Below are 11,978 nucleotides of genomic sequence, written 5' to 3' on the forward strand. Positions count from 1 at the left end.
GGCCTCGATCTCGCCCAGCTCGATACGGAAGCCGCGCAGCTTGACCTGGCCGTCATCGCGGCCGAGGAAGACGAGCGTGCCGTCCTCGCGCAGCCGCGCCTTGTCGCCGGTGAAGTAGAGGCGGGCACCGGAGCGGCCGCCGAACGGGTCGGGCACGAACCGCTCCGCGGTCAGGCCGGGCCGGCCGCGGTAGCCGCGGGCGACGCCGGTGCCGCCCAGGTACAGGTCGCCGGGCATGCCGACGGGGACCGGGGCGAGCCGGTCGTCCAGGACGTACACCTGGGTGTTGTCGAGCGGCCGGCCGATGGAGATCTGCTCGGTGCCGCTGTCCAGGCGCTGGAACGTGGACCAGATGGTGGTCTCGGTGGGGCCGTACACGTTCCAGGTGCGGCCGGGCTCGCGGACCAGCTGCTCGGCCAGGGCGGGCGGCAGGGCCTCGCCGCCGACCAGGACGCGCAGCGAGCCGTCGTTGCGCCAGCCCGCTTCCACCAGGAGGTGCCAGGTGGCGGGGGTGGCCTGCATGACGGTGGCGCCGGTCTCGGCGAGCAGCTCGGCGAGCCGCCGGCCGTCGACGGCCTGCTCCTTGGTGACGACGTGTACCCGGGCCCCGCTGATCAGCGGGGCGTACAGCTCCAGGCCCGCGATGTCGAAGGTGACGGGGGTGACGGCGGCGAGCGTGTCGCCGGGGGCGAGCCCCGTCTCACGGGCCATCGCGAGAAGCAGGTTCACCAGGTTGCGGTGGGTCACCTCGACGCCCTTGGGGCGGCCGGTGGAGCCCGAGGTGAAGATGACGTACGCGAGGCGGTCCTCACCGCAGGCGGGCTTCGCCGGGACGGCGGGCGCCGCGGCGATCGCCCGCGCGTCGGTGTCCAGGAGGATCCGCTCGCCGGGGCACTCGGCGAGCGCGCCGAGCAGACCGTCCCGGGTGAGCAGGAAGCCGGTGCCGGCGTCGCCGGTCATGTCGGCGAGGCGCTGCGCCGGGTAGGCGGCGTCGAGCGGCAGGTAGGCGCCGCCCGACATGATCACGCCGAGCAGGGCGACGACGAGGTCCACGGAGCGGTCGAGACAGACTCCGACGACGGTCTCGGGGGCGACGCCCCGCGCCTGCAGGTGGGACGCCAGCCGGCCGGAGCGGTCCAGGAGTTCGCCGTACGTCAGCCGCTCGTCGCCGCAGGAGACGGCGACCGCGTCGGGAGTGGCGGCGGCCTGGCGGCGTACCAGTTCGTCCAGGCCCAGGCCGGGCTCGCGCTCGGCCGTGGTGCTGTTCCACTCGACGAGCAGGGTGTGTGCCTCGTCGGCGTCGACCAGGGACAGGTCCTCGACGGTGCTTCCGGCGTCCTCGGTCATCTGCTCCAGGAGGCGGACGACCTGGCGGGCCATCCGCGCCATCGTGCTCTCGTCGAACAGGTCGGTGTTGTACTCGAACAGGCCGTGGAGGTGGTCGGCGGCGAGCTGCGGGTCGTCGAGGAACCCGAGGAACACGTCGTCCTTGGCGGTGGCGTTGTCGAGCATCAGCTCCTCGACGCGCAGCCCGGCCATCGGCGGTGGGTCCTCGTGCACGAAGTCCACCAGGATGAAGGAGGCCTGGTAGATCGGCGTACGGCTGGGGTCGCGGGGGATGTCGAGCTCGTCCAGCAGGGTGCCGAACGGGATGTCGAAGTGGTCGAAGGCGCCCAGCATGGTGGAGCGGGTCGCCTGGAGCAGCTCGCGCACCGTCATGGCGGGCGAGACGGTGGTGCGCAGCGGCAGCATCGTGAGGAAGTAGCCGATCATCGGCTCGGTCTCGGGCCTGCCGCGGGTGGAGGAGGTGGTGCCGACGACCACGTCCTGCTGGCCGGTGAGCCGGTGCAGCAACGTCTTCCAGGCGGCGAGCAGCACGATGTTGATCGTGACGTCCTCGCGCTTGGCGAGGTCGCGGATCGCCTGGGTCAGCTCCGGGGTGAGCGGGAACTGGTAGCGGGCGCCGTTGGAGGTCATGACCGGCGGGCGCGGCCGGTCGGTGGGCAGCTCCAGGACCAGTTCGGCGCCTTCGAGCTTCTTCTTCCAGTACGGCAGGTGCTTGTGCCGGACCTCCTCGCGCAGCCACTGCGGCTGCCACTCGGAGTAGTCCGCGTAGTGCACCTCGACGGGCGGCAGCTGCGGCTCCCGGCCCGTCGCGAACGCCGTGTAGAACTCGGCGAACTCGGCGTTGAAGATCCCCATCGAGCCGCGGTCCCAGACCAGGTGGTCGACGGTGCCGACGAGCACGTGCTGGTCGTCGGCGACCCGCAGCATCGCGATGCGCAGCAGCGGTCCCTTGACCAGGTCGAAGGGGGCGCGCATCTCCTCGGTGGCCAGGCGCATCAGCTCCGCCTCGCGCTGTTCCTGCGGTACGGAGCGCAGGTCGACATGGCGGACCGGCACGTCCATGGCCGGGTGGACGACCTGGACGGGGGCGTGGCCGTCCTGCTCGAAGGTGGTGCGCAGGGCCTCGTGGCGCTGCACGAAGGCATCGGTGGCGCGCTGGAGCGCGTCCCGGTCCAGCTCGCCGTGCAGTTTCGAGGCGAAGTACACGTTGTAGAGCGGGTCTTCGGCGTCGAACTGGTGGATGAGCCAGATGCGCTCCTGGTCCACCGTGAGCGGAATCCGGTCGCCGCCCGTGCGCCGGGGGATGGGGCCGGCCGTCGCGGGCGTCCCGGCGCGCTCGCGCATCTTCTTGTCGAGGAGGGCCCGCTGGGCGGGGGTGAGGCCGGCCAGCCGGCTGGCGAGTTCGGTCACGACTGGTCTCCTTCGGCGGCGGCCGCGGTGGCCCGGTACCGGTTCTTGAGTTCGGTGAGGTGTTCCAGGCCCTTGACGACCTGGCCCGGCGCGAGACCGAAGTCGACCAGGCAGGCCACCTCGTCCACGCCGATGTCGACCAGGTCCTCGATCAGGGACTCGCACTTGTCGGGGGTGCCGAGCAGCGCGAGCGTGTCGAAGTACCGCTCGAAGGTGGCGTTCAGCATCACGTCGCGCTCGGCCTCGGAGAGCTTGGAGTACTCGCTGCCGAAGCTGTCCTGCTGGGCGAGGAAGGTCTTGAGGTAGCCCGTCAGCGGCTCCCGCACGATCTCCCGGGCGCTCTCGTCGTCGGAGTCCAGGAACGTGTGCACCATCGCGGTGACCTTGGCGCGGGACGGGTCGTGCCCGGCTCCGACGAGCGCCTCGCGGTAGGCGGCGATCTTGTCCTTGAGGTCGGCGGGCCGCTGGGCGACGAGACCGGTCAGCAGGTAGGCGCCGGCCTCACCGGCCTTGACGAACGTCTCGGGGCTGCCCTGCGCGGACACCCACACCGGGAGCTCGGCCTGGATCGGGCGCGGCAGGGTGCGCACCGACTGGAGCGAGCCGTCGGCGCGCGGCAGTTCGACGCTCTCCCCGGCCCACAGCCGCTGGATCGTCTCGATGGCCTCGAACATCTCCTCCTTGCGGCGCGGGTAGCGCTGCTGCCCGTCGCCGGGGGCCAGGAGGAAGTCGTCGGGGTGCCAGCCGGAGGCCGCGGAGATCGCGGCCCGTCCGCCGGACAGGTTGTCGACGACCGCCCACTCCTCGGCGACCCGCACCGGGTGGTGCAGCGGCAGCACGCAGCTGCCCGCCCGGATCTGGATCGTCTGCGTCTGTACGGCGATGGCCGCGGCCAGCACCGACGGGTTGGGGTAGAGCCCGCCGAAGTCCACGAAGTGCCGCTCGGGCACCCATATCCCGGCGAAGCCGTTGGCGTCGGCGATCCGGGCGCTCTCCATGAGCAGGTCGTACTTGCCGGGACCGGCGGCGGTGCCGTCCCCGGAGAAGAAGAACAGGCTGAACTCCATGGTGCTGCCGGGGCGCCGCGTGCGGCGCGGCGCGGCGGCCTGCCTCGCGGCGGCCTTCTCCCCCGCGTCCACGGTGGCGGGCGCCTTGAGGCCGCGCTCGCGCATCGCGCGCAGCAGAACCTCGCGCTGCTCCGGGCTCAGCGAGGCGAGCCGCTCCTGGAGCATGCGGGCCTGCGCCGCCTCGGCGTCGGTGGTCGTCTTCTCGTCAGCCATGGTCAGCTGTCACCCTTCAGCTTGTGCTCGGCCTCGGCGGCGGAGAGGGCTTCGACCTCGCGCAGCATCGCCTCGAACTCGTCCAGACCGATGGACTCGGCCTGGTGGGCGCGGATCGCCGCCGCGAGCCCCGGTACGGTCGGCGCCTCGAAGACGGCGCTCATCGGGAAGTCGCCGTGCGCCTGGCGCAGCCGGCCCACGATCTGGATGGCGAACAGCGAGTTCCCGCCCAGGTCGTAGAAGTCGTCCTCCGGGCCGATGGGGGAGGCGCCGAGCATCTCCTGCCACACCCGGGCCACCGACTGGGCCAGTTCGTCGTCCGGCCACACGGTGGCGGGGTCCCAGTCGCCGGCCTCGCCCCGGCCGCTGCCGAGCGCGTCGGTGAAGGAGGCCGCGGTCATGCCCTGCTGGTCGGCCAGGACGTCCTGGAAGTCGGCCCGGGACACGACCAGCTGGGGCAGTCCCGCGAAGAGCGCGGCGCGGGCCAGCGCGAGGCCGTCGGCGACCGGGATGCCCTGGCTCAGGCGCAGCCGCTCGTACAGCTCCCGGACCTCGGGCAGTCCGGCCATCTGCAGCTCGAACCAGTCGTCCCACTCCCACTGCGACCAGTCGAGGGTGACGGTGTTGCGGCCCTGTGCGGAACCGGCGGCGGCGAAGGCGTCCAGGAAGGCGGCGGCCGCGCAGTTGTCGGCCTGGCCGAAGCCGCCGACGATGCCGGTGGTGGCCGAACCCGACAGGAAGAAGTCCAGCTCGTCGTCGGCGAGCAGCTCTTCGAGCAGCAGCGTGGAGTGCACCCGCGCCGCCAGTACGGCCTCGAAGTCGTCCCGCGACTTGAGCGCGACGAGTCCGGTGCCCCGGGCGTCCGCGCAGTGCAGGACGCCGTCGACGGCGCCCAGCACGGAGCGGGCCTCCTCGACGAGAAGCCGTGCCTGCTCCGGGTCGGCCAGGTCGGCCGCCCGGTAGGTGACGGCGCCGGGGCGGGCGGCGCGCAGCGCGGCGATCCGCTGGGCGCGGGCCCGCTCGGCCCCCGCGGGCAGCGCGGCCCACTCGCTCTCGGCCGGGAACCCCGGGTCCCCGACGAGCACCAGGCGGGCACCCGCCGTGGCGAGCTCCTCGGCGAAGCTCAGCCCGGCCTCGCCGGACACCCCGGTGACCAGGTAGCCGGCGTCGGCCCGCCAGGCCCGCTCGACGGGTACGGCGGCCGGCTCGACCGGCGCGAAGGCACGGCCCAGCCGCTGGGTGCCCCGGTAGGCGACGAGGGTTTCGCCGCCGGGAGCGGCCAGTTCGGCGGTGAGCTGCCGGCTGAGCCGCGTCCGGGCGGCGGTGTCCGCCGGGGGCAGCACGTCGATGCTCCGGCACGTCAGCCAGGTGTACTCCTGCGGCAGGACGGTGACCGCCCCGTACAGGGCGGCGCGCTCGGGGCGGGTCACGTCCGTGCCGTGCGCGTCCTGCAGCCGGTCGGTGAGGACGTCGACGCGCACCGGGGTGTCGGTGCCGCTCTCGCCGAGGGCCTGGGCCAGCGCGACCAGGCTGTGGAAGCCGGTGGCCACGCCGTCGGCGTAGCGGTCCCGGGCCGTGGACGGAGCCGAGCCTTCCGGCCCGGTGACGGCCCAGGCGTGCAGGATCCGGTCTGGGGTCTCCCCGTCCTGGCGCAGCTCCCGCAGGACGCGGCCCAGGTGCGCGGCGTCCGCCGGGTCGGCGTCGAAGCCGTGCTCGGAGGTGCGGGCGTAGGCCGCCGCCTTGCGCACGGTGGTGATGCTGTCGCCGCGCTCGCGCAGCGCGGCGGCCAGGTCGTCGGTCAGTCCGCGGTCGTCGGCCAGCACCAGCCAGGTGGCCGGTCCGGTCGGCTCCGGGGCGGGGGCCAGCGGCGCGCGGTGCCAGACCGGCGCGTAGGTCCAGCGCGAGCGGTCGGTGCGGACGCTCGTGGTCCTGGCCGGCTTGGGCAGCAGGTGGCTGCGGCCCTGGAAGGGGTAGGCGGGCAGCGGCACCCGGCGGCGCCCGGTGTCCCCGTGCAGGGCGCTCCAGTCTGCTTCGACGCCGTGGCACCACAGCTCGGCCAGGCCCTCGCGGACCGCGCGGTTCTCGGCGGGCGCCTCGGCGCCGGCGCGCGGCTTGCGCAGCAGGGTGACGACGGGGCCCGGCTCCGGGTGGGTCCCGACGAGCCCGCCGAGCTGGCTGCCGGGGCCGGCCTCGACGAACACGGCGGGGCCGCGCTGGGCGAGGGCGGCGACGCCGTCGGAGAACCGCACGGGACGGCGGGTGTGGGCGACCCAGTACGCCGGGTCGGTGGCCTGCTCGTCGGTGATCCAGGTGCCGGTGACGTTGGACAGGAAGGGAATCCTGGGCGCGTTCAGCGTGACCGAGCGCAGCACCTCCTCCAGGCCGGGCAGGGCGGACTCGACCAGCGCGGTGTGGAAGGCGTGCGAGGTCTCCAGCTCGCGTACGGAGGCACCCTGGGCCTCCAGGACCCGGCGGGCCTCGGCGACCTCCTCGGGTGTGCCGGCGACCACGCAGGAGCCCGGCGCGTTGACCGCGGCGATCGTCGCGCGGCCGTCGAGCGCCCGGGTCAGCGCCTCCTCGTCGAGGAGCACCGACAGCATCCGGCCGGGCGTGAGGTCCTGCATCAGCTGGGCGCGGCGGGCGACCACGCGCAGGATGTCCTCCAGGCTGAACACCCCGGCCAGGCACGCCGCTACGTACTCGCCCAGGCTGTGGCCGGTCATCGCGGACGGCTCGACGCCCCAGGAGAGCAGGAGCTGCGCGGTGGCGTAGTCCACGGAGAAGACGGTGGGCTGGGTGTAGAGGGTCTGCCGCAGCCGCTCGCGGGTCTCCTCGCCGTCGGCGCGGAACGCCACCTCGCGGACGTCCCAGCCGAGGTGGGGCAGCAGGAGCTCGGCGCAGCGGTCGAGGGCCGCGCGGAAGACGGGCTCGGTGCGGTAGAGGTCGGCGCCCATGCCCGGGTACTGGGCACCCTGGCCGGGGAAGAGGAACACCACCTCGGGCTTCGCCTCACCCTGCCCGGCGGCCATGGCGGGCCGGTGCCGGCGCAGCGCCGCGGCGGCTCCCTCCCGGCTGTCGGCCACCACGGCGCGGCGGAAGGGGAGTGCGGCGCGGCCCGACTGCAGGGTGTGGGCGGCGTCGGCGAGGGCCGCGCCGCTCCCGGTGAGCGCGTCCGCGAGGCGCGCCGCGGCGGCGTCGAGTGCCTCGGGGGTACGGGCCGACAGGGGCAGGACCTGCCAGTCGCCGTCCGTGTCGGCTTCCGCGGCGACGGCGGGGGCCACCTCCAGGACCACGTGCGCGTTGGTGCCGCCGATGCCGAAGGCGCTCACCCCGGCGCGCGGCGGGGTCGCCGTCCTCGGCCAGGGGGTGCCTTCGCCGGTGACCACGAAGGGGCCCTTGTCGAGGGCGAGCCGCGGGTTGGGGGCGCGGAAGTGGGCGGTCGGCGGGATGAAGCGGTGCTCCAGGGCGAGCGCGGCCTTGATCAGGCCGGCCACGCCCGCGGCGGCGTCGAGGTGGCCGATGTTGGACTTCACCGAGCCCAGGTGGACGGAGCCGGCGGCGGCGTCGGGACCGAACGCCTCGGTGAGCGCCTGTACCTCGATGGGGTCACCGAGCGGGGTGGCGGTGCCGTGTGCCTCGACGTACTGGACGGTGCCGGCCTCGATGCCCGCGACGGCCAGCGCCTCGGCGATGACCTCGGCCTGGCCGTGCGGGGACGGCGCGGTGAAGCCGATCTTGGCGGCGCCGTCGTTGTTGACGGCCGAGCCGCGGATGACGGCGTGGATGTGGTCGCCGTCGGCGACCGCGTCCTCCAGGCGCTTGAGGACGACCAGGGCGACGCCGTCGCCGGAGACCGTGCCGGAGGCGTCTGCGTCGAACGGGCGGCAGTGGCCGTCCGTCGAGAGGATCGCGCCCTCCTCGTAGCGGTAGCCGCGCGGCTCGAACTCACGCACCGCGACGCCGCCCGCGAGGGCCATGTCGGACTCGCGGCTGAGCAGCGACTGCACGGCCAGGTGCACGCCCACCAGTGAGGAGGAGCAGGCGCTCTGCACCGTGAAGCTGGGGCCGGTCAGGCCGAGCTTGTAGGAGACGCGCAGCGCGAGCATGCCGGGGTCGTTGCCGATCGCGACCTGGATCTCGTCGGAGATCCGGCCGTCGGCGCCGGCGTCGGCGATCCGCTCGCGCAGGTAGCCGCTGCCCGAGGTGCCGGCGAAGACGCCGGTGCGGCCCTCGAAGGAGCCCGCCGGGTAGCCGGCCCGCTCCAGCGCCTGCCAGGCGGTCTCCAGCAGCAGCCGGTGCTGCGGGTCCATCAGTTCGGCCTCGGAGCGGGTCACACCGAAGAACTCGGCGTCGAACCGGTCGAACCCGTCGACGGGGAAGCCCGACTTCACGTAGGCCGGGTCGGTGAGCAGCCGCTCGGGCACGCCGGCCTCGGCGAGCTGTTCGTCGGAGTAGTCGGTGCGGCCCTCTTCGCCCGCCGCCACCATGCGCCACAGGGCGTCGACATCGCCGGCACCGGGGAAGCGGCCGCTCATCCCGATGATGGCCACGGACTGCTCGGGCAGCGGCAGGTCCGCTTCGTACGTCATGCGTTCTCCCCGTGCGGGTTGTTGGTGGACTGTGCGGCGAGCAGCTCTTCCAGGGCCGCCGCGAGTTCTCGGACCGTGGGCAGGTCGAAGAAGATCCGCAGCGTCATGGCGACGCCGAACTGCTCCTTCGAACGGGCCACGACCTGGGTCGCGAGCATCGAGTGCCCGCCGAGGTCGAAGAAGTCGTCGTCGAGGCCGACGCGGTCGACCGAGAGGACATCGGCCCAGATCTCCGCGAGGGCCTTCTCGACCGGGGTGCCGGCGGCCTCGAAGTCGTGGCCCAGGTCGGGCCGTACGGCTTCGGGCGCGGGCAGGGCCCGCCGGTCGACCTTGCCGTTGAGGGTCAGCGGCAGGCGATCCAGCGCGACGAACACGTTCGGCAGCATGTACGCGGGCAGGGTGCGCCCCAGGTGTTCGCGCAGCTCGGTGGTGCTGTCGGCGAGTTCCTTCCCGCCGGGCACCCAGTACGCGACCAGGCGCGGCTCGCCGACCGAGTCCTCGTCGACGGTCACCACACAGTCCCGGACGTCCGGGTGGCGGGTCAGGGCGTTCTCGATCTCGCCGAGCTCGATGCGGTAACCGCGGACCTTGACCTGGTGGTCGAGCCGGCCGAGGTACTCGTGGTCGCCGTCCGCGCCCCGCCGGGCGCTGTCGCCCGAGCGGTAGCGGCGGGCGCCGGGCTCGGTCGCGTCCGGGTCGGGCAGGAAGCGCTCGGCGGTCAGGGAGGGCCGGCCCAGATAGCCCCGCGCCACGCCGGCGCCGCCGACGAACAGCTCGCCGGCCTCGCCGTCGGCGGCCCGGGTGCGCTCGGCGCCCTCCGCGCCTTCAAGGGGGGCGACCTGCATCGTCCAGCCCTCGAAGGCGCCGCCGATCATGGAACCGGCCCCGGCGTCGAGGTCGGCCGAGGTCATCCGCCGGTAGGTGGAATGCACCGTGGTCTCGGTGATCCCGTACATGTTGACGAGCTCGGGCCGGTCCTCACCGTGCCGGGCGATCCACGGCCGCAGCATCTCGGGCGGCAGCGCCTCCCCCGCGAAGACGACCAGGCGCAGCGCGTCGAGGGCGGCCGGTCCGGCGCCGGGCGGCTGCTCCTCCTCGTACCGCACCAGCTGCCGGAAGGCGGCCGGGGTCTGGTTGAGGACGGTCACCCGCTCGCGGTGCAGCAGCGCGTGGAACTCCTGCGGTGAACGCCTGGTCTCCTCCGGTACGACGACGAGCCGCCCGCCGTGCAGCAGCGCGCCCCACATCTCCCACACCGACACGTCGAAGGCGGCGGAGGCGAACATGGTCCAGACGTCGTCGGGACCGAAGCCGAAGTGGCCGCGGGTGCCGGTGAGCAGGCTCGTCACGTTGCGGTGCTCGATCATGACGCCCTTGGGGGTGCCGGTCGAGCCGCTGGTGTAGATGACGTACGCGAGGCTCGCCGGGCCGGTGCCCGCATCTACGGGCGCGGTGTCCGGGCAGGTGCTCAGGTCGGTGCCGTCGGGGCCGGTCAGTACGGTGTGCGCGGCGGGCAGGCCCCGCCCGTCCCGGTCGGTGACCAGGACGGTGGCGCCGGCGTCGGCGAGCGTGAAGGCGATCCGCTCGTCCGGGCTCGCCGGGTCGAGCGGCACGTACGCGCCGCCCGCCTTGAGCACCGCGAGCAGCGCCGTCACCAGCGCGGCGGTGCGCTCCACGCAGACGGCGACCGGCACTTCGGGGCCGACCCCGAGGGAGCGCAGGTGGTGGGCGAGGCGGTTGGCGGAGCGGTCGAGCTCGCGGTAGGTCAGTCGTCCGTCGATGCCGGTCACGGCGATCGCGTCGCCCCGCACCGAGGCCTGCCGCGCGAACCAGGCGTCGATGGTGCCCGTTTCCGGGGCGGCCAGTGGGTCAGCGGTCACGGTGCGTGTTCCTCTCGGTGCCGGACAGCCGGAAGCGGACCGCTGGGAGATCCAGCACGGGCCCGTCCGGGTGGGTGATTGCGTCGTGGAGCGTCTGCTCGTAGGCGGCCAGCAGCGCGGCCGGGCTCTCGGGCCCGAACAGGTCGGTGTCGTATTCGAGGGTCAGCGCGACTCCCGCTCCACGCTCCTGCGCGTACAGGCTGAGGTCGTACTTCGCGGTGTCCTGCGGGCCCGTGAGGTCGAGGGAGCAGTGCTCCAGCCCGGCGAAGACCGGGTCCGACTGCTCCTTGAGGAAGCTGAACATCACCCGGAACACCGGCAGGAAGTCCCGGCTGCGCCGGGACACCAGGGCCTCGACCAGTTTGTCGAAGGGCAGTTCCTGCTGCGCGGACGCGTCGAGCAGCGCGGTACGGGTACGGGCGAGCAGCCCCCGGAAGGCCGGGTCCCCGCCGAGTCCGACGCGGACCGGAACCATGTTGATGAGGCAGCCGAGGAGCTCCTGGAGCTCGGGCCGGGTGCGGCCGGCGACCGGGATGCCCACGGTGACGTCCTCGGTCCCGGACCAGCCCGCGAGCAGCGCCTGGAACCCCGCGAGCAGCGTCATGTTGAGGGTCGCACGCTCGGCTCGGCCGAACTCCCGCAGGCGGGCCGTGAGTTCGGGCCCGAGATCTCGGGTGACGACCGCGCCCCGGAAGGACCGGTGGCGGGGCCGGGGGTGGTCGGTGGGCACGGCGAGGGCCTGCGGGTCGGCGCCGAGCACGGCCCGCCAGTGGGCGGTCAGGGCGTCCAGGGTGTCGCCCTGGAGCCGCTCGCGCTGCCAGACGGCGTAGTCGGCGTACTGCAGCACCGGTTCGCCGCCCGCGTCCGGGTCGCCGTACAGCCCGCCCAGCTCCCGGAAGAAGATCTCGACGGACCAGCCGTCGATGGCGATGTGGTGGAACGTCACCACCAGGTGGTGGTCGTCGGGGCCGAGCCGCAGCAGGTGGGCCCGCAGCGGCGGGTCGGCGGCGAGGTCGAAGACGTACGCGCCCACCTCCGCGGCGATGCGCGCCGCTTCGGCGGCGGGCCGCGCCTCGGCGGTCAGGTCGGTGTACGGGAGCGCGAACTCCCCGGGTGCGGCGACGGTTTGGTGGGGCACACCGGACGACGCCCGGTAGGTCGTGCGCAGCACCTCGTGCCGGGCGACGAGCGCGGTCAGCGCCCGGCCGAGCCGGCCGTGGTCGAGGGCGCCGCGCAGCCGCAGCACGGTCGGCACGTTGTAGAGCGTGGTCCCGGGGTCGATCTGCTGCATGAACCAGAGCCGCTGCTGGGCGAAGGACAGTGCGGGCCGCTCCGGCCGCGCCCCGGCCGGCGGGCCCGCCGCTCCGGTCGCCGCCGGTCCGGTCGCCGCCTTCCCGGCCGCCATGGCGCCGCGCACCAGGCGGGCCATGCCCTCCAGGGTGCCCGCGTCGAGCAGTCCCGCGGGCTCGACG

General features: G+C 74.0%; 5 protein-coding genes. All 5 read right to left on the minus strand.

Annotation, left to right across the window (positions count from 1 at the left end; all coding sequences use genetic code 11):
* The coding region (locus tag ACWGIU_RS15195; protein WP_453705945.1) for a non-ribosomal peptide synthetase at nucleotides 1–2,757 on the minus strand (2,757 nt) is incomplete at its 3' end.
* The gene (locus ACWGIU_RS15200) at nucleotides 2,754–4,037 is read right to left on the minus strand and encodes a MupA/Atu3671 family FMN-dependent luciferase-like monooxygenase (RefSeq protein WP_453705947.1); all 1,284 of its coding nucleotides are present in this window, start codon (nucleotides 4,035–4,037) and stop codon (nucleotides 2,754–2,756) included. The genes ACWGIU_RS15200 and ACWGIU_RS15195, both read right to left, overlap by 4 nt.
* Before the next feature lie 2 nt (nucleotides 4,038–4,039).
* Entirely contained in the window at nucleotides 4,040–8,626 is a 4,587-nt protein-coding gene (locus ACWGIU_RS15205) for a type I polyketide synthase (protein WP_453705949.1), read from the minus strand.
* Nucleotides 8,623–10,506 carry an amino acid adenylation domain-containing protein gene (locus ACWGIU_RS15210; RefSeq protein WP_453705951.1) on the minus strand — a complete coding sequence of 628 codons (1,884 nt, stop codon included), beginning with the start codon at nucleotides 10,504–10,506 and terminating at the stop codon, nucleotides 8,623–8,625. The genes ACWGIU_RS15205 and ACWGIU_RS15210 overlap by 4 nt, the downstream gene beginning before the upstream one ends.
* On the minus strand, nucleotides 10,496–11,978 hold a 1,483-nt coding region (locus tag ACWGIU_RS15215), incomplete at its 5' end, for a condensation domain-containing protein (RefSeq protein ID WP_453705953.1). The genes ACWGIU_RS15215 and ACWGIU_RS15210, both read right to left, overlap by 11 nt.

Source organism: Streptomyces sp. NPDC054840, from assembly GCF_053611065.1.

Bases quoted from the DNA above. Each gene is read 5' to 3' on its own strand.
- ACWGIU_RS15200 (WP_453705947.1), bottom strand. From the start codon at position 4,037: ATGGCTGACGAGAAGACGACCACCGACGCCGAGGCGGCGCAGGCCCGC.
- ACWGIU_RS15205 (WP_453705949.1), bottom strand. From the start codon at position 8,626: ATGACGTACGAAGCGGACCTGCCGCTGCCCGAGCAGTCCGTGGCCATC.